The organism is Actinoplanes sp. NPDC051859, assembly GCF_044452725.1.
Classification (GTDB): Bacteria; Actinomycetota; Actinomycetes; order Mycobacteriales; family Micromonosporaceae; genus Actinoplanes.
Genome location: NZ_JBITBX010000005.1, coordinates 460,371 through 481,369 on the forward strand (window position 1 = coordinate 460,371; position 20,999 = coordinate 481,369).

General features: G+C 72.4%; 18 protein-coding genes. 9 read left to right on the forward strand and 9 right to left on the reverse strand.

The window, feature by feature from the left end; translation table 11 throughout:
• Window positions 1-165: 165 nt before the first annotated feature.
• Window positions 166-705: a LuxR family transcriptional regulator gene (locus ACIA1L_RS16165; RefSeq protein WP_396073482.1), complete on the reverse strand. Its 540-nt coding sequence runs from the start codon at window positions 703-705 to the stop codon at window positions 166-168.
• Entirely contained in the window at window positions 702-3,161 is a 2,460-nt protein-coding gene (locus tag ACIA1L_RS16170; protein WP_396073483.1) for a LuxR C-terminal-related transcriptional regulator, read from the reverse strand. The genes ACIA1L_RS16165 and ACIA1L_RS16170 overlap by 4 nt, the downstream gene beginning before the upstream one ends.
• A gap of 280 nt (window positions 3,162-3,441) precedes the next feature.
• Between ACIA1L_RS16170 and ACIA1L_RS16175 the strand changes: the two genes are divergently transcribed.
• The 4 genes from ACIA1L_RS16175 (at window position 3,442) to ACIA1L_RS16190 (ending at window position 7,717) form a co-directional block, all read left to right on the forward strand.
• Window positions 3,442-4,872: a dynamin family protein gene (locus ACIA1L_RS16175; protein WP_396073484.1), complete on the forward strand. Its 1,431-nt coding sequence runs from the start codon at window positions 3,442-3,444 to the stop codon at window positions 4,870-4,872.
• Window positions 4,869-6,704: a dynamin family protein gene (locus tag ACIA1L_RS16180; RefSeq protein WP_396073485.1), complete on the forward strand. Its 1,836-nt coding sequence runs from the start codon at window positions 4,869-4,871 to the stop codon at window positions 6,702-6,704. The genes ACIA1L_RS16175 and ACIA1L_RS16180 overlap by 4 nt, the downstream gene beginning before the upstream one ends.
• Window positions 6,701-7,249 (forward strand): hypothetical protein, encoded by a 549-nt coding sequence (locus tag ACIA1L_RS16185; protein ID WP_396073486.1) that lies wholly within the window; start codon window positions 6,701-6,703, stop codon window positions 7,247-7,249. Before ACIA1L_RS16180 ends, ACIA1L_RS16185 begins: the two co-directional genes overlap by 4 nt.
• 105 nt (window positions 7,250-7,354) lie before the next feature.
• Window positions 7,355-7,717 carry a GntR family transcriptional regulator gene (locus ACIA1L_RS16190; RefSeq protein ID WP_396073487.1) on the forward strand — a complete coding sequence of 121 codons (363 nt, stop codon included), beginning with the start codon at window positions 7,355-7,357 and terminating at the stop codon, window positions 7,715-7,717.
• Between the two features lie 58 nt (window positions 7,718-7,775).
• On the opposite strand, the gene ACIA1L_RS16195 is transcribed toward ACIA1L_RS16190, so the two are convergent.
• The 5 genes from ACIA1L_RS16195 to ACIA1L_RS16215 form a co-directional block, all read right to left on the reverse strand.
• Window positions 7,776-8,621 (reverse strand): undecaprenyl-diphosphate phosphatase, encoded by an 846-nt coding sequence (locus tag ACIA1L_RS16195; protein WP_396073488.1) that lies wholly within the window; start codon window positions 8,619-8,621, stop codon window positions 7,776-7,778.
• 56 nt (window positions 8,622-8,677) lie between these two features.
• Entirely contained in the window at window positions 8,678-9,646 is a 969-nt protein-coding gene (locus ACIA1L_RS16200; protein WP_396073489.1) for a tyrosine-type recombinase/integrase, read from the reverse strand.
• Window positions 9,647-9,658: 12 nt separating this feature from the next.
• Window positions 9,659-11,251, reverse strand: coding sequence for an ABC-F family ATP-binding cassette domain-containing protein (locus ACIA1L_RS16205; RefSeq protein WP_396073490.1), 1,593 nt, complete (start codon window positions 11,249-11,251; stop codon window positions 9,659-9,661).
• Window positions 11,252-11,462: 211 nt separating this feature from the next.
• Window positions 11,463-12,320, reverse strand: coding sequence for a sigma-70 family RNA polymerase sigma factor (locus tag ACIA1L_RS16210; RefSeq protein ID WP_396073491.1), 858 nt, complete (start codon window positions 12,318-12,320; stop codon window positions 11,463-11,465).
• A gap of 199 nt (window positions 12,321-12,519) precedes the next feature.
• Complete coding sequence (locus ACIA1L_RS16215; RefSeq protein ID WP_396073492.1) at window positions 12,520-12,936, reverse strand: VOC family protein; 417 nt, start codon at window positions 12,934-12,936, stop codon at window positions 12,520-12,522.
• 78 nt (window positions 12,937-13,014) lie between these two features.
• Between ACIA1L_RS16215 and ACIA1L_RS16220 the strand changes: the two genes are divergently transcribed.
• The 5 genes from ACIA1L_RS16220 to ACIA1L_RS16240 all read left to right on the forward strand — a co-directional run bounded on the left by ACIA1L_RS16220 (window position 13,015) and on the right by ACIA1L_RS16240 (window position 19,093).
• Entirely contained in the window at window positions 13,015-13,998 is a 984-nt protein-coding gene (locus tag ACIA1L_RS16220; RefSeq protein ID WP_396073493.1) for an NAD-dependent epimerase/dehydratase family protein, read from the forward strand.
• A 133-nt stretch (window positions 13,999-14,131) separates the two neighbouring features.
• Complete coding sequence (locus tag ACIA1L_RS16225) at window positions 14,132-15,673, forward strand: IucA/IucC family protein (RefSeq protein ID WP_396073494.1); 1,542 nt, start codon at window positions 14,132-14,134, stop codon at window positions 15,671-15,673.
• Between the two features lie 234 nt (window positions 15,674-15,907).
• Window positions 15,908-17,524, forward strand: a complete 1,617-nt coding sequence (locus ACIA1L_RS16230; RefSeq protein WP_396073495.1) for an IucA/IucC family protein — start codon at window positions 15,908-15,910, stop codon at window positions 17,522-17,524.
• On the forward strand, window positions 17,511-18,656 hold the full coding sequence (locus ACIA1L_RS16235; RefSeq protein ID WP_396073496.1) for an alanine racemase: 1,146 nt from the start codon (window positions 17,511-17,513) through the stop codon (window positions 18,654-18,656). Before ACIA1L_RS16230 ends, ACIA1L_RS16235 begins: the two co-directional genes overlap by 14 nt.
• Window positions 18,656-19,093 carry an NUDIX hydrolase gene (locus ACIA1L_RS16240; RefSeq protein ID WP_396073497.1) on the forward strand — a complete coding sequence of 146 codons (438 nt, stop codon included), beginning with the start codon at window positions 18,656-18,658 and terminating at the stop codon, window positions 19,091-19,093. The genes ACIA1L_RS16235 and ACIA1L_RS16240 overlap by 1 nt, the downstream gene beginning before the upstream one ends.
• A 6-nt stretch (window positions 19,094-19,099) precedes the next feature.
• Here the strand turns inward: ACIA1L_RS16240 and ACIA1L_RS16245 are convergent, their stop codons facing one another.
• Window positions 19,100-19,600 (reverse strand): peptide deformylase, encoded by a 501-nt coding sequence (locus tag ACIA1L_RS16245; RefSeq protein ID WP_396073498.1) that lies wholly within the window; start codon window positions 19,598-19,600, stop codon window positions 19,100-19,102.
• A 39-nt stretch (window positions 19,601-19,639) separates the two neighbouring features.
• Window positions 19,640-20,911: a chorismate-binding protein gene (locus ACIA1L_RS16250; protein WP_396073625.1), complete on the reverse strand. Its 1,272-nt coding sequence runs from the start codon at window positions 20,909-20,911 to the stop codon at window positions 19,640-19,642.
• Window positions 20,912-20,999 lie beyond the last annotated feature (88 nt).

The window sequence follows — 20,999 nt, forward strand, 5'->3', positions numbered from 1 at the left end:
CGACCGCCGTCAGCCGAGCCTTCCGGAACCGACCTGGGTTGCTGCACCTGCTGCTGGTGTCCGATGTGCGATGGACGCAGTGGGCGCAGGGGTGACCGGCATGGCTCGACTGACGATATGGCTGCTGGACCTGGCCGGATGGCGAGGACTGCGGGGGTTGCTGCGTCATTCGGTGGAGTGGCGTTGGCGCAGGTAGGCGAGGACGGCTTCGCGGGTGGTGCGTACGCCGAACAGGGCGCGGGCTTCGGCGATGCGGCGGTTGGCCGTACGCAGGGAGAGGAATTCGGCGGCGGCGGCTGCGGCGATGGTGTCGCCGGCGGCGAGCCGGTCGAGCAGGGCGCGCTGTTCGGGGACGAGTTCGGCGAGGGCGGCGCCGGGGTCGTCGGGTGCGGGGGTGGCGCCGAGGTGGACGGTGCCGAGGCGGCTGAGGTCGTCGACGAGGGCGTGGCCGAGGGGGCTGTCGGTGTCGCAGACGGCGACGATGCCGGCGCCGCGGGCGGCGGCGAGCAAGGCCAGGCGCAGGGTGTCGGGGTCGGCGATGCGGCCGTGGAGGACGAGGTTGTCGGCGGTGACGTCCCAGGCGGAGCCGGGGAGGGCGTATCCCTCGCGGACGGTCCAGCCGTCGCGGTGCAGGCGGCGCAGGACGGTGTCGGCGTCGGCGGTGGTGGCGACGACGTGGCGGGGGGCTTCGGGCTGTCGGCTCACCGGCCATCCTCATGGTCGAAGCGGTCAGCGGGCTGGTCGAAGCGGTCGGCGGGGGTGGGGCGGGTGAGGGCGCGGGCGGCTGCTTCGGTGCGGGTGCGGGCGCCGAGTTTGCGCATGCCGGCGCGGATGTGGGTGTCGACGGTTTCGGCGGAGATGCCGAGTTGTCCGGCGATGCGGCGGGTGGGTTCGCCGGCGGCGACGAGGTGCAGGACTTCCATTTCGCGGCCGGTGAGGGCGGTGCCGGAGCGGGGGCTGCGGTTGTCGCGGGCCACGTGGTGGCGGCGCAGGCCGCGGCGGGCTCGGCCGGCGAGGACGACGAGGCCGGCTGCGTCGGCGAGGCGTTCGGCGTGCAGGAGGGCGTCGACGGCTTGGTGGGGGTCGGTGTCGTGGAGGCCGGCGGCGATGAGGCAGCGGATTTGTTCGCGGTGGACGGTGCTGGTCCAGGTGTGGGCGGCGGCGGTGAAGCCGGTGCCGGTGGCCCAGGCGGTGAGGGTGTGGTGGGCGGCGGCGGGCATACCGGTGGGGGTGTCGCCGTGCCACCCGGCGCCGGTGTCGTAGGCGGCCCAGCGGGCGGTGATGTGGTGCAGGCCGGCGAGGAGTCCGCCCGCCGGGGCGGGTTCTCCCCCGCCGGCGCGGTCGGGTTGCCCGTCGAGCCAGGCGGCTTCGCGGGCTACCCAGGCGGTGGCGGGGTGGCCGTCGGGGGTGGCGAGGCGGGCGCGGGCGGCGGCGAGTAGGCCGCTGTCGGCTTCGACGAGGGCGGTCGCGGCGGTGGCGTACGCGCGGGCGTCGGCTGGCAGTGCCCGGTCGGTGAGGTCGGTGCTGTGGTGCACGACGTTGTCGGCGATGGTGTCGGTGCCGGGTGGTGTGTGGCCGTGGAGGACGTCGGCCCAGCCGGCGGCGGCGAGGAACCGGGTCTGCCAGCTGTAGGCGAGGTCGGCGCCGCAGGTGGTGGCGGCGGTGCGGGCAGCGTGGGCGGCGTCGGGGAGGCGGCCGTCGGCGAGGAGGTGTTCGACGAGCAGCCAGGCGCTCCAGCGGGCGGTGAGGGGGTCGGTGGCGGCGGTGGCGGCTGCGGCGAGTCGTTGTTCCCAGCCGGGGGTGCGGTGGGCGGCGTGGACGGCGGCGAGGGCGGCGGCGACGCCGGGTGGGGGTGTCGGGTAGCGGGCGGTGATCTTGTCGGCGGTGTCGCGGGCGGCGCGGGGGTCGGTGGCGAGGTCGGTGAGGAGCAGGATCCGGTCGCGGGCGGCGACGACGGGGGCGGCGGCCGCGTCGGGTATGGCGGTGACGGCGCTGCGGGCGGCGTACGGGTCGCCGGCTTGCAGCAGGGCTTCGCCGCGCAGGACGTCAGCTTCGACGCCGAGCGGGGCGGCGGTGGTGAGGATCTGCGCGGCGGCGTGGGGGCGGCCGGCGGCGAGCAGGGCGTCGGCGGCGGCAACGCGGACTCGGGCGGTGGCGGTGCCGGGCAGGTTGCAGGCGAATTGGAGCAGGTCGGCGCGGTCGTTGCCGGCGGCGCGGTCGGCGGCGGTGAGGGCTCGGCGGTAGGCCTGGGCGTGGTCGCCGGCGGCGGCGAGGTGCCGGGCGGCTTCGGCGTCGGGCAGGGCGCTGGCGAGGGCTCGGTGCAGTTCGGTGCGCGCGTCGGCGTCGAGCAGCCCGGCAGCGGTTTCCGCCAGGTAGACGGACACTGGCGCGACAGCGCCGTCGGTGTCGTCGATCAGGCCGGCGTCGCGCAGGGCGCTCGCGCCGGCGCCGAGCAGGTCGGCGGGTGCGGGGCGGCCGAGCAGGCCGAGGGCGGCCAGGGCGGTACGGGCAGGCCGGGGCAGATCAGCGAGGGCAGCGGCGAGGGCGTATGCGACGTGGTCGATGCCGGGTCCGGGGGTGCCGCGGCCGGCGGCGGCGTGGCGGGCGAGGGCGGTGACGGCCAGCGGGTTTCCTCCGGCGCGGGCGACAACCGCGCTGACGGCCTCGTCGGTGAGGTGCCGGGCGGTACGGCGGGCCAGGTCGGCGGCGTCGTGCGGGCTGAGGGGGGTCAGGTGCAGCCAGGCGGTGGCGGCGGCGCGGAGGGCGGATTCGGTGGCGGCGGGGATGCGGTGTGGGGTGCGCAGGGCGGCGACGACCCGGATCCGGGTGGCGAGCAGCGGCAGGGCGGCGAGGGTGGCCGGGTCGGCGTGCTGCAGGTCGTCGAGGACGAGCAGGCCGGTGCGCACGCGGGAGCGGACCGCTTCGGCGAGCAGCGGGATGTCGTGGGCGGGCAGGCGGGCCTTGACCGCGCGGGAGAGGGCGAGGGCGGGCATGGCGGCGAGGGCGGCGAGGCCTCCGCCGGCGTGGACGGGCCCGGGTGCGGCGGCGGCGATTCGCGTCAGCAGGGTGCTGCGGCCTGCTCCGGGCGCGCCGGTGAGCACGACGAGGCCGGGTCGGCGCAGGTGCGCGGCGGCGAGGCCGGCCAGGTCCTGCGGTGCCACCCGCACCTCCTCCTCCGCCGCGCCGGTCGGCTGCCAGTCGTTGGCACGAACTCGGGATCCGCGCGTGTTCCCGTGTCCGTAGTGTGTGCTGCGGCGGGCGAGCGGGCCTGCCCGGGAGGGGAAGGTCACTCGCTTTGTCAGCGTCGACGGCCGCGGTCTGCACATTCTCGCCGAATGTGTGCTCGGCTGACGAGTCGTGACCGTGGGACCCCTCTCCGCCCGAGTGGCGACTTTGTGTGACGACGTCGTCGCAGCGGTCGGGCCGCAGGCTGCTGGCCAGGTGCGACAGGTTCGCGACCGGCTGGCGGAGCCGTTACGGGTAGCGATCGCCGGCCGGTTGAAAGCCGGAAAGTCGACACTCGTCAACGCGTTGATCGGGCGGCGGGTCGCCCCGACCGCCGTGGGTGAATGCACCCGGGTGGTCACCCGGTTCCGGTACGGCACCGCCGACCGGGTCGAGGTGGTTGGCCGTGACGGCAGCCGGGCCAGTCTGCCGTTGGACGACGACGGCATGATCCCGCAGCGGTTGGGCCGGGGCGCGGCGCGGATCGCGTACGTGGATGTCACGCTGACGAGTGAGAAGCTGCGCGACCTGACGGTGGTGGACACGCCGGGTTTGGCGTCGGCGGACACGCAGGTGTCGGCGCGGGCTGCGGCGGAGTTGGGTGAGCCCACCGCCCCGTTCGACGCGGACATCGACGCCGATTCGGCCGCGGAGGTCGCCGCCGCGGAAGCCGTCGTGTACGTGTTCACCCAGGCGGTACGCACCGACGACGTGCACGCGTTGGATGCCTTCCGGGCGGCGTCGGCGCGGCTGGCGAGCAGCCCGATCAACGCACTGGGTGTCCTGGGCAAGATCGACACGATCGGTGGGGTGGCGGACCCGTGGCCGGTCGCCGGTCCGCTCGCCGAGCAGCAGGCCGCGTTGCTGGCCCGTACGGTGTCGCAGGTGGTGCCGGTGGTGGGGTTGCTCGCCGAGACCGCGGAGGCGGGCCGGTTGACCGCCGCGGACTGTGCCGCCCTAAAAGAGCTTGCCGTGCTGCCCGGCGACCAGCTGCAGGTCCTGCTCGCTTCGGCGGACCTGTTCCGCAGCCGCCCGGCGCCGGTCGGCGTGCCGCAACGCGAGCGGCTGTTGGCGCTGCTCGACCTGTACGGCATCGGGTTCGCGTTGGCGCAGTTGGCGGCGCAACCGCAGCTGGGCACCGGGGACCTGGTCCGCCGGCTGATTCTGGCCTCCGGCCTGCCGCGGCTGCGCGACTCGGTGGACCGGTCGCTGCGGTGGCGCGCCGACGCGATCAAGGCGGGGTGGGCGCTGTCCCGGCTGGAGCGTCTGGCCGGGCACGCCGGTGAGCGCCGTGACCGGGAGGTGCTGCGCGACGCGACCGAGCAGGTCCTGCGCGACCCGGCGTACCACCGGCTGCGGCTGTTGGAGGCCGCGCAGCGCGTCGCGACCGGCCGGGTCGAGCTGCCGGTGGCGTGGGAACGGGAACTGACCCGGCTGGCTACCAGCGACGATCCGCGTACGGTGCTGGGTTTGCCGCAGGCGGGCACCGCCGAGCTGGCCGCCGCCGCGGTGGAGGCCGCCGGGCGGTGGCGGGTGTATGCGGTGGCGGGCGCCGGCCCCGCGCAGGCCCGCGTCGCGCAGGTCGCCCACCGCGGGTTCCACCTGCTGGCCCAGTCGCTGCGCGCGGCACCGGAGGGCCTGCGGTGACCCGGGAGCTGGCGCAGCTGCTCGACACGGCGGTGCGCGACGCGGTGGCCGCGGTGTCGGCTGCCGACTCCGATGCCGGCGCCGACCTGGCCGAGCTGCGCCGCCGGCGGGTCACCCGACCGTCGGTGGTGCTGGTCGGTGAAACGAAACGCGGCAAGAGTTCGCTGGTGAACGCGTTGCTGGGGGTGCCCGGCCTGTCGCCCGTCGACGCGGCCGTCGCCACCGCCGCCTACCTGCACTTCACGCCCGGGACCAGGCCCGGCGCGGTCGCGTACGTGCCTGGGCAGGAGCCGGTCGACCTGGCGCCGGATGCCCTCGGGGCGTGGGCCACCGGCCGGGGCGGTCCCCGCGCGGCACGGCGCATCGAGGTCACCCATCCGGCGCCGCTGCTGCAATACGTGAGCCTGCTCGACACGCCCGGCGCGGGTGGACTCGACCCCGCGCACGCCGCTGTCGCGTTGGACGCCGTGCAGCAGGCGACCGCGTTGCTGTTCGTCGCCGACGCGTCGGCGCCGCTGTCGCAGCCGGAGCTGGACTTTCTCGCCGCCGCCGGGCAGCGCGTCGACACGGTCGTGTTCGTGTTGACGAAGGTGGACGCGTTCGCGGGCTGGCGGCGCATCGTCGACGACAACCGGATGCTGTTGCGGGCGCGGGCACCCCGGTTCGCCGACGCGCCCTGGTTCCCGGTGTCGGCGCGCCTCGCCGAGTTGGCGCTGCGCGTGCCGGCCGGTGAGCAGGCCACGCTGATCGAGTCGTCGCAGATCGCGGTGTTGCAACACGCCCTGGTGGAGTTGGCCGGCAGGGGCCACCAACTGCAACTGGCGAACGTGTTGCGTGCCGCCCGCGCGGAACTGGCCCGCCTGGAGCAGGGCGCCGACGCGCGGGTACGGGCCGCCGAAGCACCTGCCGGCGAAACCGCCCGGGTCCGCGCGCAACGCAGTGCGTTGGCCGCTCGTAAACGCACCGAATCGCGGCAGTGGGCGCTGCTGTTGAGCACCGAGACGCAGCGCGCCCGGGTAGACGTGGTGGGGTCGTTGCGGACCCGCATCGCCGCCCTGCAACAGCAGCTGACCGCCCGCGTCGACGGTTTGCGGGGGGCCGCGCTGGCGGCGTTGCCCGATGAGCTGGACACCGAGCTGCAGGCGGTGGCCGTGGGGCTGTCCGAGGAGCTGCGGGCCACGTTCGCGCAGGTCGGCGACCGGGTGTTGGCGCAGGTCTTCGACGACGAGGAACGGGCGGGCCTGCTGGACCGGCTCAACGCGACCCTGCGGCACACATTGACCGCGGGCACCCCGCACAGTGGCTCCGGCGACAACCTGCTGGTGGCGCTGTCGGCGGGCGGGATCGCGTTCATGGCCGGGCGGGGTGCCATGTTCGGCGCGTCGGCGCTCGGTGCGGGCGGCGTGGTCGCCGGTGGCCTGCTGGTGCCGGTCGCCGGCCTGGGTCTGGGCCTGGCCGCCGGCGGCTACGTGCTGTACCGGCGGCGGGTGCACAACGATCGGCAGCAGGCCCGGCTGTGGCTGCGCGACGTGCTGTCCGAGGCCCGAGCGGCGCTGCAGGACGAAATTGCGCACCGCTTCACCGACCTGCAGTACGCGTTGGGTGTCGCCGTCGACGACGCCGTGGAACGCCGGCTGCGGGAACTGGACGCGCACATCGCCGACATCGACACGGCCGCAGCCGAAGACGCCGCCGGGCGGTCCCGCCGGCGGGCGGCCGCCGCCGCGGAGCGGCAGCAATTCCAGGCCCGGCTCACCCAGGTGGACGAGGTCCTCACCCGAGCGCGGGTGCTGGCACCCACCACCGCCCCCATCGGTCAGGAGCACGCATGAGCGACGAACCCGGCTGGTCGGACTTCGACGACCCGACCCCCTTCGCCCCGCACGAACTGCCGGAACCCTTCGACGGCGCGGTCCACGACGACGTCTTCGGCGTACCCGATGAGCCCGACGAGTTCCTCGCCGACGACGTCGTCGACCACCAGCCGGACATCACGCCGGTCGACGCCCCGCCCGACCTGCCCGCGTCCGAGCCGGACGAGCCCGCCGCAGCCACCGTCACACCGGTGCTGGGGCCGATCGGCGCAGACCCCGACGCGGCCGCCGACAGCGGCCCACCACCGGACCTGTTCCCACCTGCCGTCGACGTGGGGCCGCTGCCCGAGCCCATCGACGGTTTCCCCTGGACCGACACCGGCAGCCTGGGCTTGGCCGCGCTGACCCCCACCGCCGAGCCGGTCGCGCCGGTCACCCCGCAGGAGCTTGCCGAGTACGCCGCCGAAGAGCTGCCGCCGGCCGTCGACCCGTGGGCAGCCCTGGCCGACTCCGACGATCCCGCCACCGCGGCGCTGGCCCGGTGGTGGTCCACAAACGGCTGAAACAGCGGGCACCTGGCATCCTGCTGGCAATGGTCCCGATACGCCGGGCCATCACCGCCGCGGGTAACACCCCGCCGCGGCTGCTCTGACGACAGGGGCCGAACCGTGGACATCATCATCGACCCGGCGTCGCCGGTGCCACCCTACGAGCAGGTTCGGCTGCGGATCGCCGCCCTGGCCGCGGACGGCACCCTCGCGGCGGGCACCCGCCTGCCGCCGGTGCGGCACCTCGCCGCCGACCTGGGCTTGGCCGTCAACACGGTGGCCCGCGCCTACCGCGAGCTCGAGCAGGCCGGCCTGGTGGAAACCCACGGCCGGGCCGGCACGCTGGTCACCGCCGCTGCCGCCGGCACGCCCACCGCGGCGGCAGCAGCGGCGCAACGGTACGCGGACGAGACAAAATCCCTCGGACTGACACCGGAAGCGGCGTTAGCGCTGGTCCAGGCCGTTCTGCGCCATCCGTGCTGACCGTCGTGGTCCCGCCACCGGTGTCACTCCGTCCGCCGCGTCCTGGGCTGGAACCTGCCTACTTCGGCTCGATGACGTTCGTGGCCAGCAGGACCATCAGGACCGCGCCCAACACCAGGCGGTAGCCGATGAAGATGGAGTACGAGTGCCGGGCGATGAACTTCAGCAGCCACGACACCGCGAACCAGCCCACCACGAAACTCGTCACCGTCGCCACGATCGTGGGCAGCCAGCCCACCCCGCCGTTGTCGGTGGAGATGTTGTCGAACTCGGTGACCGTCTGCAGCACCGTCGCGCCCAGCAGCGCCGGGATGCTGAGGAAGAACGACAACTTCGTGACCGTCACCCGGTCGAGGTCGCGCAGCAGGCCCGCCGTCATTGTCGCGCCGGAGCGGGAGACGCCCGGGATCAGGGCGAGACACTGCACCGTACCGATGATCAAAGTGTCTTTCCAAGTGACGTCCTCGACGTGCCGGATCTGCGTCGCCGCCCGGTCCGCGAACCACATCACCCCGCTGTAGACGATGAGCGCGCCCGCCACGAACCACAGGCTGCGCAGCGTCGTCTCGATCTGGTCCTGGAACAGCAGACCCACGATGCCGATCGGGATCGAGCCCAGGATCACCGCCCAACCGAACCGGTAGTCGGCGTTGTCGCGCTGGTCACGGCTGAACACACCCCGGAACCAGGCCGTGATGATCCGCAGAATGTCGTTCCGCAGGAAGATCACCGTGGCCAGCACCGCGCCCGACTGGATGATCGCCGTGAACGCCGTAATGTCCGGCGCGTCGATCTGGTAGCCGAGCAGCTTCTCCAGAATGGTCAGGTGGCCGGTGCTGGAGATGGGCAGGAACTCGGTGAAACCCTCCACCGCGCCCAACAGCACCGCTTCGAAGATATTCAACCCAACCCCGTCCCGTGATCGTCTTGCCGGACCGCGGTCGAGGATAGGGGGTAGCGTCAGGTCGCGCTGCGCCGGGCACGGGCCGCCGCGAGCGTGTACGACGGATCCCGGTCCAGGTTGTGCCGGTCCCGGTCGTACCTTCGGGTGGTTCTCGGGTCGGCGTGTCCCATCGCATCCTGCACGTCTTCCAGCGGCACACCCTCCGCCCGCGCCGACGTCGCGAACGCGTGCCGCAACGAGTGCGGCGACAACCGCGCCCACCCGACGATGCCCGCCTCCCGGGCCAGGCGCCGCACCAGCCGAAACACCGCATGCCGGTCCAGCCGCGCCCCCGACGCCGTCACCAGCAGCGGCCCATCCAACCGGTCCGCGGTCGTCTCCTGCGCCGCGGCCCGCCCCGCCAGGTAGGCGTCCAGCGTCTCCGCGACGTACGGTGTCAGCGCCCGCCGCCGGGCCCGGCCACCCTTGCCCATGAACCGCACACTGCGATGCCCGCGCTCCACCCCCAGGTCAGCCACGTTCAGGCCCACCACCTCGCCCACCCGCAAGCCCAGGTCGGCCAGCAGAGCAATCACCGCGCGATGCCGGTCCGCCGATGCGCCCGTCGCCGACTCGGCCGCCGCGATCACCGCGTCGACCTCCTCCGGGCTCAACCCCACCGTCGCCGAATGGTCGCGCGACACGTACGGGCGGTCCGCCCCCGACACCGGGTTCGCGTCCACCGCCCGTACCTTGGCCAGGAAGTCGTACCAGCTCGACAAACCCGACAATTTGCGCGCCACCGTCGCCGGCGCCAACTCCCGCGCCTCCAGACCCCGCGCGTACGCATTCACGTCCAAAAACGACGCCCGCAGCGGATCCACCTCACGCTGCGCACACCACGACAGCCACGCATGCACATCCCGCCGGTACGCGTCGCGGGTATGCGCCGACAACCGCCGGTTCTGCAACCACGCCTCAGTGACCTGCTCGGCGCCGCCGACGGCCGCGACCGTCCCGGCGGACTGACGCGGAACCAGGGACATGCCGCCATGATCTCAGCTCACCCGCACGGCACCGTCCGCGACATGCCAGGTAACCGTGTGACCGACCGCCGCCGCGAAAAACCGGTCATGCGTCACCGTCACCAACGTCCCCCGATAAGCCCGCAACGCCTCCTCCACCACATCGAGCGCGGCAAAGTCCAAAAAGTTCGTCGGCTCGTCCAGCAGCAACACCCGCGCCGGACTGTTCACCAACACCGCCAGCAGCAGCCGCCGCAACTCCCCCGCCGACAAACTCCGCAGCGCAGCACCCCACTGCTCCGGGCCGAACTGATGCCCGGCCAGCAGCCGCTCCGCATCCTCGGCATACACCGGCACCTGCGACCGGAAGAAATCCACCACCGACACCGACGTCCGCAAACCCGCATCCGTCTGCGGCAACACGCCCACCGGCACCCCGGCACACTCCCGCAGCGCCTCCACCAGCGTCGTCTTACCCGAACCGTTACGACCCGTGATCAGAATCCGGTCACCGCGGCGCACCCGCAGATCCACCCCGGCCAACACCACCCGACCAGCGCGCTCCACCGTCAGACCGGCAGCCTCGATCAACACCTCGCCCGGATCCGCCTCATCGTCCGGAAAAGCCAAGGTCAGCGGCGGACGGGACTGCGGCTCATCCATCCACCGCACGGAATCCATCTGCCGACGCAGCCGACGCTCACGCACCTTCGCCTTCCGCGCCACCCGCTTCGCGATCTTCCGCAGATGCGGCGCCTCCACCCCGGACCGCACCGTCAACTCCACCCGCAACGACTGCGCCTTCGTCCGCGCGATATCGGCCTCCCACCGCCGACGATCCTTCTCCTGCGCCTCAAAATCACGCAGCAGCTTGCGCCAACGCCGCAGCTTCTCCGCCCGAAAGTGCCGGTAACCCCCACCCGGATAGTCCTGCGGCACATCGTGAATGCCGTCCAATTCGACAATCCGCGTCACCACCGCGTCCAAAAACGCCCGATCGTGACTCACCGCCACCACACCACCCGCGAACCCCGCCAGCCAATCGGCCAGCCAGCGCGCCCCGTCCGCATCCAGATGATTCGTCGGCTCGTCCAACAGCAGCACGTCCGGCTCCGCCAGCAACGCCCGCGCCAACAACAACCGGGCCTGCTCCCCGCCGCTCACCGCACCCACCGGCCGATCCCCGGCCAAGTGCGCCACATCCAGCCGCTGGCGAACCTCCGCCATCCTGGTCTCGGCCGTCCAACCCTCCAGCGCCGACCACCGATCCTGCACCTGTCCGTACGCCGCCAGCACGTCACCACCAGCGGCCAACTCCCGCGCAAGGCCCCGCATCCGCGCCGTCACCTCGGCCACCTCACCCAGCCCCGCCGCCAGGAACTCGTCAACCGTGCAGTCCGCACCCGCCACCTGCTGCGGCACATAACCCACCCGCACACCCGGCGCGTACGTCACCGACCCGGCCACCGGGCGCAACTCATCCGCCAACACCCGCAACAACGTGGTCTTACCAGCACCGTTCGGGCCCACCACCCCGACCCGATCACCGGCACCCACCAGCAGATCAGCATCCGCGAACAACACATCGCCGTCATGGGCGGCACCCAACGACACAGCCTTTAACACGAAAAACCTCCGCAGAACACACCGACACGACACGGCGGCCCGTACGCACGCGACAACTCAGCGGCGTCACACGGACCGGGTCGGTATCACACGGAAGAAGCAGCTCCCCACACAGACGGCTACCCGAACACTCTGCCCCGAGACCCCACACCCCGCAACCAGAAAAGGCCGCCACCCCCAACCGGAGATGACGGCCTGATCCCACAATCCCTTACGCGGCATACGAACGCTGCACACCCTGCGCGTCCGTCACCGCCAGCCGCGACGCCATCGTGCTGCGACCCGCGATCTGCGCCGCGTACGCCGCGCGCCGCCGCGCCACCACACCATCCTTGGCCGCCGCACCCGCCTGCTGCTCCATGTGCGTCGACAAACCGTCCCGCAGCAACGCCAACGCCTCCGTCCGCAGCTGCGACACCCGCGACTCCGTCACACCCAACTCCGCAGCCACCTCCACCAGCGGACGCTCCTGCAAGAACGACGCCTCCACCACAAACCGCAGCCGCTCCGGCAACACCGACACCGCGTCGTGCAGGTAACCCACCCGCTCCCGGTGCAGCAGCATCTCCTCCGGGTTCAGCGACGCCTCAGTGACCATGTCCTCCGCCGCGCCCGCCGTGAAACCCTGCAACGACAGCACCGCCGCCCGCTGCACATCGTCATCCACCGACGCCAGCTCCGACACACCCACACCCAGCAGCGCCGCCAACTCCGTCGGCGACGGCGTCCGCCCCAGCTTCGCCGTCAACTCCTGCCGCGCCACCTCAGCACGCCGCGCCCGCGCCCGCACCGACCGACTCGCCCAGTCCATGCTGCGCAGCTCATCCAGCAGCGCACCCCGCACCCGCACCGCCGCGAACCGGCCGAACGGAATACCGCGCGACGCGTCGAACGCCTGCGCCGCCGTCACCAACGCCGCATACCCCGCCGAAGCAAGATCGTCGCGGTGCACGTGCGCCGGAACCTTGAACAGCATCTCGCGCACCAGGTGACCAACCAGCGGCATGTTCTCGCGGATCAGGTTCTCCAGCTCACGACTGACGGTCTTCGGCGCGGTCGCTGCGAACATGGTGTTCCCCCTCGTATCCCGTCGCCCGGTGACGGCTCACCGGCTGACAGGGGGAACTTTTCGTGGCGCCGGGTGCAGGTTGCGGTCACGAACGGTTGCCGCCAGGTTGCACCTCAAGAAAAGCTAAAGTCCGCACAGCCTCCTCCCAGCAACCCACAGCTGACACTCAGCAAAAAGCGACATTCGCACCCCACGCGTCTCACGCCGCCACACAGAACTCGTTGCCCTCCGGATCAGCCATCACCACGTGATGGCCCTCGAACGACGCGACAACCCGGCCACCCGCCGCCACCAACTGCGCCACCTTCGCCGAGATGTCTGCCCACTGCTCCGGCCCCTTGCCCACCCGCACATCAAGGTGCAGCCGGTTCTTCGCCACCTTCGCCTCCGGCACCGCCAAGAACGTCAACCGAGGACCCACCCCCGCCGGATCGTGCAACCACGCCCCATCGTCCTCGTCCTCATCCGCCGACTCACCAAACGACGCCACCCACTCCGCACGCGTCGCAAACGGCGCCGGCGGCGGCTCATCGACATAACCCAGCGCCACCTTCCAGAACTCCGCCAACACCGACGCCCGCACGCAGTCAAACGTCAGATCAATCCGCACCGCCACCACACACCCCATTTCTCCGTTCCGCTCACAGCGATCCCATCTTCCGCCCCGGGTACGACACTCGGCATCGTCAAGGCCATGAAGCTGCTCGTCCTCGGGGGAACCGGATTCGTCGGCCGCGCCGTCGTCCACGAAGCCCGCACCCGCGCCCACCACGTCACCGTCCTCAACCGCGGCCACCGACCCCCACCACCCGGCGTCACCGCGCTCACCGGCGACCGCACCGCCCCCGACGGACTCGCCGCCCTCGCAGGCGGCACCTGGGACGCCGTCATCGACACCTGGTCCGCCGCACCCACCGCCGTCCGCGACACCGCCACCGCCCTACGCGGCCGCGCAGGGCACTACACGTACGTCTCCAGCCGCAGCGTCTACACCGGCGGCGACGACGCCCCCTGCACCGAAGACGCACCCGTCGTCGACGCCTCCCCGCACAGCGACGGCACCACCGGATACGCCGAAGCGAAACGCGGCGCCGAACTCGCCGCCGAACAGTTCTTCGACGGCCCCGTCCTGCTCGGCCGCGCCGGCCTCATCCTCGGTCCGCACGAAGACATCGGCCGGCTGCCCTGGTGGCTGCACCGCCTCGCCGCCGGCGGCCCCACCCTCGCGCCCGGCCCCCGTGACCTGCCCCTGCAGTACATCGACGCCCGCGACCTCGCGAACTTCCTGCTCGACGCCGCCGCGGCCGGGCATACGGGCGCCTACAACGTGGTCAGCCCGTCCGGGCACGCCAGCATGGGCGACGTGCTCGAGGTGGGCAACGAGGTCACCGGCGGGAAAGCCGACCTGCGCTGGACGGCGCCGGAGGCGATTCTCGCCGCGGGCATCGAGCCGTGGATCGAACTGCCGATCTGGTTGCCGCCCGGCCCCGACCACCACTTCATGCACTGCGGCGACGTCAGCCGGGCACTAGCAGCCGGGCTGACCGTGCGGCCGGTCCGCGACACCGTCGCCGACACCTGGACCTGGCTGCGCAGCATCGGCGGCCAGGCACCCCAACGCCCTGATCGGCCGGTGGTGGGCCTCGACCCGGCCAGGGAAGCAGCCCTGTTGTTCTGAGGGGTCGGTGAAATTCCTTTGTGGTTTTGACTTTGGTCCTGGATGGTGTGCGGCCAGTGTCGGGTCGCACACCCGCTAAGCCGTCCTAGGATGTTAGGGGTGCGGGGAGCATTGTCCGGTGCGGTACCGGACAATGGGAGCCGTGCCCCTCGCCGAAACCGACCGGACCCGCGCTGAACTGGGCACTCTGCATCCCGGCTTGGTGCCCGCCTACGACCGGGCGCTACCGCAGGCGCGCGCCGAGATCCTCACCCGACTGCTCGGCGCGCTGCACCGCGAGAACCTGCCCGGAGTCGCTGCCCGCTCCCCCGGCAGCGTGCAGCTCGCCGACGGTCGACGCCTGACCTATCCCGCTCCGGCCGCGACGGCATTTGCGCAGGTCGCGGCCGGACTGACGGTCACAGTGGATGATCAGCGGCGGATCACCGACCCGGCGGCGCTGGTGGCGGCACTCGGCTGGGCTGCCGGCTTCCACGACGAAATCGCCGGCAGTGTCGCCAACCTGGCCCTGGCATACGCCAACCCGCCCCCGGCAGCCGCACGGCCGCTGCTCGACGCCGCCACCGCACTCGCCACCTACGAACAACTCGTCGCAGACGGGCATCCCCTGCACCCCGGCTGCCGCACCCGCACGGGCATGAGCATCGCCGACCTTCTCGCGTACGCGCCCGAGCATCGGCCCACCCTGCGGCTGCGTCGGCTGCGGGTGCCCCCGGACCGCTGGTACGGCGACGGGCCGCCGGTGCTGCTGGCCCACCCGTGGCAAGTGGACCGGCTCCGCGACCGATATCCGTACCTGACCGACGCCGGCGAGACCGGACCGGTGCGGCCGCTGATGTCACTGCGAACCGTCGCCGGGGCTTCGGCGCACGTGAAAACCGCGCTGAATGTGCAGATGACCTCGGCGGTGCGGACCGTCTCCCCCGCTGCCCTCCACAACGGACCGCGGCTGTCTCAGCTGCTGCGGGACGTGGCTGTCGGTCTGCCGTTGAGCGTCCTCACCGAGTACGGCCCCGGAGCAGTCCGCACCGACGACGGACTACCCGACCGCCAACTCGCCCACCTGCACCGCACCGCACCGGTAGTCGGCCCCGGCGAGACCGTGTTGCCGCTGGCCGCGCTGGCAGCCGCCGACCCGTACGATGGGCGGCCGGTGCTGCTGCACGCGGCGACCGACCCGTACGGATGGTGGCACGATCTCACCCACCTGCTGGTCCCGCCGCTGCTGGCGGTCTTGGACCGCGGCGTCGCGTTGGAAGCGCACGGCCAGAACACGCTCGTCGTGCTGGACCGCGGCCGCCCGGCCCGCATCATCTACCGCGACTTCGGCGGGGTCCGGGTCAGCCCAGCCCGGCTGCGCGCCGCAGGTTTCGAGGCGCCGCCGCTCGACGGTGACCTGCCCAGCGACGACCCGGTCGTCTTGCGCACCAAACTCGCCGCCGCGGTCGGCACCATTGTCGGGCAGCTTGTCGCCGTCCTGACCCGCGCGGGCGCCGATCCGGCAAAGCTCTGGGCCACGGCTGCCGCAGCTTTCGCGTCCGCCGGCACGGCCGACGCGGCGGCCATCCTGCGTTCACCGCTGCCGGTCAAAGCCACCACGGCGATGCGCCTCGCCGCCGACCCGCTCGACGACATTTGGACGCACCTCGACAACCCCCTGTCGGCAGCGGCATGACTGACTGCACCGAAGCGCAGCGCAGGGCCAGGAAGGCATGCCCCCGCAAGCACAGCATGACTGACTACACCGAAGCGCAGCGCAGGGCCAGGAAGGCATGCCCCCGCAAGCACAGCATGACTGACTACACCGGAACGCAGCGCAGCGCCAGGAAGGCATGCCCAGGAGGTGTGGCGTGACTGACGACATCGGAGCGCAGGTCAGGGTCGTGATGGCGGGTCGAGGAGGTGTGGTGTGACTCCGGAAGTGGCCGATCGTCGGCTGCCGGCTGCGGCAGCGGATGCGGGCGCGTCGTTGGCGGTGCATGCGCCGGAGCTGGTCGATGCGTTCATGCGGCACCTGCCGGTCGCGGCGGACATCGTTGGGCGGCGGCTGCGCGGGGCGCTGGTTCGGGAGGGGCTGGCGGCGGCCGGGCGGCACGATCGGGTGCACGCGTTTCGTCGGGTGGAGTATGCCAGCGCCGGGGCCGATGATCCGGCCGACCTGATTCCGGCCGGGCTGCCCGGCAATACCGCCGGGTTCGCCGCCGAGCTGCGCAACGCTGTCGTCAATCTTGCTATCGCCCTGTCTCGGGTGACGGATGACGAACCTGCGGGCCCTGACGAACGGGCGGTGGCGGGGGAACGGCTGGCCGTCGCCGGGCACAACCTGCATCCGTGCGGGCGGACTCGGCTCGGCTGGGACACCACCGATGTTTTGGCGCACGATCTCGAGGCGGGGCACACCCGAATCGGGTTTCTGGCGGTGCGTGCCGGTGCGTACCTGGGCGACGACCTCGGTGTGACGCTGCGCGCGGCCTATCCGGAGCTGCCGGAGCCGCCGCGCGGATACCGGCTGCTGCCCGTGCACGCATGGCAGCGCGACGCGATCGTTGCCGGGCGGCACCAGCGGCTGACCGACTCGGGCGCGGTGCGGATCCTGGACGTGGAGCTGCCGGCGATCCCGACGGCCGCGCTGCGCACCCTGCTGCTGCCGGCCGCTGCGGACGGCAGCCGTCGCTATCTGAAGCTGTCCCTCGACATTCAGGTCACGTCGACGCGGCGGGGCATCTCGGTGGCGAGCACCCGCAACGGTCCTTGCGTGTCGGCGCTGCTGCACCGGCTGGTCGCCGACGACCCGGACCCCGGACGGCTGATCCTGCTGGCCGAGACCGAGGGTGGCGCCGTTCCTGCCGCAGGGCGGGACATGTCGGCGATCCTGCGCGACGGGCTCACCGGGCGGCTCGAGCCGGGTGAGCAGGCGGTAGCCGGGGGTGCGCTGCCCGTGCTCGCCGCCGGACTGGTGACGGCGTACGCCGCGAGCACCGGCTGCCGCAACGATGCGTCGGCCGCCGCGGGGTTCCTGGCCGCGTACGCTCGGCTGCTGCTGCCGCCGTTGCTGCGGCTCACCGTCCGTGGGGTGGCGCTGGAGGCGCACCTGCAGAACTGCCTGCCGACGTTCGTCGGTGGGGTGCCGCACCGGTTGGCGGTTCGCGACTTCGCGGGGTTGCGGCTGCATCCCGGCCGGCTCGGTGCCGCGGGGCATGAGGTGGCGTTGTGGCCCGGCTCGGTGGTGGGCACCGACGATGTCGACGTGCTCCGCGCCAAGCTGGGGTACACCGCGTTCCAAGCCCACCTCGGTGAGCTGGTGCTGCGGCTCGGCGCATCGCACGGACTCGCCGAGGATGCGGCTTGGCGGCTCGTGCGGTCCGTCGTGGACGAGACGTACGAGGAGTTGGGTGGGGCGGGACGCGCCGATCATGCCGCGTTCACCGCCGCGCGGGTGCCGCACAAGGCGCTGGTGCGGATGCGGTTGTCCGGCACCGGCGACGAGTACCTACTCGTGCAGAATCCGCTGCATGCGGCCGCCTGACCGGGTCGTCGCGGCGCTGCGCGACCTGCCGTCGCCGGTGTGTGCGTACGTTTATGACCGGCAGGCGTTGCGGGACCGGGCCGACGCTGTCCGCGCCGCCCTGCCGTTTGCCACCCTGCTCTACGCGGTGAAGGCCAATGGGCATCCGGACGTGGTGCGGACCCTCGCCGCGGCCTGCGATGGGGTCGAGGTCGCTTCGGGTGGGGAGCTGCTCCTCGCGCAGGCTGCCGGGGCCCGGCGGATCGTGTTCGGTGGGCCGGCCAAGACCGACGCCGAGCTGGCCGCGGCTCTCGCCGCCGGCGCACAGGTCAACATCGAGAGCGGCCAGGAGCTGCGCCGGCTGGATCGGCTTGCCCGGGAAGCGGGGGTCGTCGCATCCGCTTGCGTACGGGTCAACCGTGCCACCGCCGCCCTGCCCGGCAGCCATGCTATGACGGGCGCACCCACCCCGTTCGGCGTCGAGGAGTCGCAGCTCGGCGAGGTGCTGGCACTCCCGCACGACCAGGTGACCGTCACCGGGTTCCACCTGCACGCCGTGTCCAACAACCTGGATGGTCCCGCGCACGCCCGGTTCCTCGCCGACGCGCTGGACTGGTCGGTGCGGGCCGCCGCCCGGCACGGCATCCACCTGCGCACGGTCAACGCCGGCGGTGGGTTCGGCGTCGACTATCTCAGCGACGCCACCATCGACTTGGCCGCGGTCGGCGCGGGTGTCACCGTGCCGGCCGGCGTGGAGCTGATCGTCGAGCCTGGCCGGCTGCTCGCCGCCGACGCCGGTTGGTACGCCGCCGAAGTCGTCGACCTCAAGCAGGCACACGGCCGCCGGTTCGCGGTGGTACGCGGCGGCACCCACCATTTCCGGCTCCCCGCCGCCTGGGGCTACAGCCACCCCAGCACCGTGCTCAGCCGTGCCGCGTGGCCGTATCCATGGGAGCGGCCACGGTGGAACGACCAGACCGTGGACGTAGCCGGCGAACTGTGCACGCCGCGCGACATCCTGGCCCGCGACCAGCCGGTGACCGATCTGGCTATCGGTGACGTGCTGGTCTTCGGGCGCGCCGGCGCGTACGGATGGGATATCTCGCACCATGAATTCCTGCGCCATCCGCCGCCGTCGTTCATCGTGGTCTGATGGACATCACCCATCGGCCCGCGGCGCGGGTCATCTGTCTCGACGTGGACGGCCGGGTCCTGCTCATGCACTGGCGCGACCCGGTCGACGGTCATGAGGTGTGGGAGCCCCCGGGCGGCGGCCTGGACCCCGGCGAGACGCACTGGGAGGCGGCCTGCCGGGAACTGGCCGAGGAGACCGGCCTCGACCCGGCGGCCGTCGGGGACCGCGGTGTCGAGGTGCACCGCGACGTGGTCTGGAAGGGCAGCCGGCTCACCGGCCCGGAGCAGTTTTTCCTGGCCCGCTATCCCACGTCCCGCCCGACGTTGACGGGTGACGGGCTGCTCCCCTACGAGCGGGAGGAGCTGCTCGGCCACCGGTGGGTGCCGCTGGATGAGCTGCCCGGCCTGCCCGACCTCGATCCGCCCGACCTGCGGGAGATCATTCGCCGGTGGTGACCGCGGTCAGCGCCGGCCCGGGGTGGGGCGGGTGCGGCGGAGCTCGCGCAGGGCTTGGCGGCGGGGGTCGCCGGTCAGCGTGTCGATGTAGAGGCGGCCGTCGAGGTGGTCCGTCTCGTGTTGCAGCGCTCGGGCCAGCAGTCCGGTGCCGGCGATGGTCAGTGGTGCGCCGTCCTGCGTGAAGCCGGTCGCGGTGACGGTCAGCGCCCGCCGGGTGGGGAAGCCCATGTCGGGCAGGGAGAGGCAGCCTTCCTCGTCGTCCTGGTCACCGACGAAGTCGGACAGAACCGGGTTGACCAGGTGACCGACGTGTCCACCCACGTTGTAGGAGAAGACGCGCAGGTTGACGCCGATCTGGGGGGCGGCGACGCCGGCACGCCCCGGCACCCGGACGGTGTCTTCCAAGTCGGCGACGAGCTGCCGCAGGTCGTGATCGAAATCGGTCACGGGCACGGAGGGAGTGCGCAGCACGGGGTCGCCGAACAGCCGGATGGGACGCACAGTCATGCGGCCGACCCTACCCAGGTGGGACGCAAGCGGCGGACCCTACCCACACGGTGGCCGGTCCTCACCGGCGGCGCCCGGCCCAGCCAGGGCGGCGCGGATCGGGGCGGCCTTGGCGGCGGCCTCCGCGACCTCGGCGGCCGGATCGCTGTCGATGGTGATGCCACCGCCCGCCCACAAGTGCACGCGGCCGCCGGTGACCGCGACCGTGCGGATGGTCAGGCCCAGGTCGACATGGTCCGGGCCGATCCAGCCGAGCGCACCCATGCCGGCGCCCCGCCCGACCGGCTCACACGCGGCGATCACGTCCAGGGCGGCCAGCTTCGGTGCGCCGGTCACCGAGCCACCCGGGCAGACGGCGCGCAGCAGGTCCGCGAGGCCGAGATCACCGTCAATCGGGGCGGACACCTCGGACTCGGCCTGCCACAGCCCCGACCAGCGGCGGACGGCGAACAACTCGTCCACCCGGACCGGGCCGGTGCCGGGCAGCCGGGACAGGTCGTTGCGCTCCAGGTCGACGATCATGACGTGCTCGGCCCGCTCCTTGGCGGAAGCCAGCAGCTCCCGGCGACCCACCGCCGTCGCCGGGCGGGTGCCCTTGATGGGCCGGGTCACCACCCGGCCGGCACGCACCTCCACGAGGGTCTCCGGCGAGGCCGTGGCGATCACCCAGTCCCGCCCTGTCAGGATTCCGCCATAGCGCGCACCCGGCAGTTTCGTCACCCGCTGTAGGGCCACGCCGGGATCGCCCGTATACGGGGCGCTCGCATGCCCGACGACGTTGACCTGATAGACGTCACCCCTTCGGATGGCGTCGTGGACCGCCCTGACCGCGTTGGCATGCTCCCGGGCGGACCAGGAGTCCGTCCAGGGCCCCAGCGACCACGTCGGCTCCGATGACTCCGCGTCACCGTCCGGCAGCGCCGCGAGAGCCTCGCCGGCGACTTCCGCCGGGTCGGTGTGGCGGTAGAGAACTGCTACCACGTCGGGGATTTCGGGAACCGGCGTCGGCTGTCCCACCGCCCCGCCGGCCATCACCGAGCCGGCGGTCGCCGACACGTAGAGTGATGATCCACAGATCGTCCCCGCACCGTTCGGGTGAGATGCCTCAGCCGAACGGCCCAATTTTCGCACCGGCAGTCCGTTGGAGGACAGCCACGCTGACACAAGCTCAGCGGGGTCACCACCGTCACTCAGATACCACTCGAACCGTGATGACGGACGGTGACTGCGCTGGCAGGAGGCCGGAGAACCCGGTGGAACGGCTGGCGCGCCTGTCGCACAGTGGTCGTATCCGCGGCCGCCGTGGAACATCTGAACAGTGGATTCGCTCAATGGGGCACCGTCACTCGCTCCAGCGGGACTCGTTCCGATGGGAGTAGTGTTCGCCACCGTTGATGTG

Excerpts from the sequence above, each read along its gene's own strand:
- ACIA1L_RS16185 (WP_396073486.1), top strand. The coding sequence starts at position 6,701 with ATGAGCGACGAACCCGGCTGGTCGGACTTCGACGACCCGACCCCCTTC.
- ACIA1L_RS16200 (WP_396073489.1), bottom strand. The coding sequence starts at position 9,646 with ATGTCCCTGGTTCCGCGTCAGTCCGCCGGGACGGTCGCGGCCGTCGGC.
- ACIA1L_RS16210 (WP_396073491.1), bottom strand. The coding sequence starts at position 12,320 with ATGTTCGCAGCGACCGCGCCGAAGACCGTCAGTCGTGAGCTGGAGAAC.
- ACIA1L_RS16220 (WP_396073493.1), top strand. The coding sequence starts at position 13,015 with ATGAAGCTGCTCGTCCTCGGGGGAACCGGATTCGTCGGCCGCGCCGTC.
- ACIA1L_RS16225 (WP_396073494.1), top strand. The coding sequence starts at position 14,132 with ATGGGAGCCGTGCCCCTCGCCGAAACCGACCGGACCCGCGCTGAACTG.
- ACIA1L_RS16235 (WP_396073496.1), top strand. The coding sequence starts at position 17,511 with ATGCGGCCGCCTGACCGGGTCGTCGCGGCGCTGCGCGACCTGCCGTCG.
- ACIA1L_RS16240 (WP_396073497.1), top strand. The coding sequence starts at position 18,656 with ATGGACATCACCCATCGGCCCGCGGCGCGGGTCATCTGTCTCGACGTG.
- ACIA1L_RS16245 (WP_396073498.1), bottom strand. The coding sequence starts at position 19,600 with ATGACTGTGCGTCCCATCCGGCTGTTCGGCGACCCCGTGCTGCGCACT.
- ACIA1L_RS16250 (WP_396073625.1), bottom strand. The coding sequence starts at position 20,911 with ATGTTCCACGGCGGCCGCGGATACGACCACTGTGCGACAGGCGCGCCA.